At 58.0% G+C, this 364-nt stretch carries 1 pseudogene; it reads left to right on the top strand.

The annotated features are described in order from the left end of the window. Positions 1–315: pseudogene (locus tag PUR61_RS06195) on the top strand (hypothetical protein); the annotation flags it as partial. Between the last annotated feature and the right edge of the window lie 49 nt (positions 316–364).

Below are 364 nucleotides of genomic sequence, written 5' to 3'. Positions count from 1 at the left end.
GGGGGGGGCCCCCAACAAAAAAAAAACCCGCACCCACCCCCCCACACCGCCGACCCCACCCCCCCCCCCAAGAAAAACCCCCACAAGATAGAGGTGGGCCTGGGATTTTTTTTTTTTAATCACACCGACGGAAAAAAACACCCCAACCCCCGCCCCAACCCCCCCCCCCCCCACCCACACCCAAACAAACAACACCAAAATCACCGCTCCCACCAAATTTTTGTTTATAAAAACCCCCACAAAACCAAACACAACACCAACACCCCCGTCCACGACCCCCTGGCCCACGCCAACCTCAACCGCGAGGTATGGTAGTCTCTCGAGTACAAGGAGATCTACACGCTGGACCTCGGCGCCCTGGTCG

Origin of the sequence: Streptomyces sp. BE20, assembly GCF_036322525.1 — a bacterium.
In the GTDB taxonomy this organism is placed as follows: Bacteria; Actinomycetota; Actinomycetes; order Streptomycetales; family Streptomycetaceae; genus Kitasatospora.
Note: the sequence above shows the minus strand (reverse complement) of the source record. Positions and strands in the feature narration are given on the sequence as shown.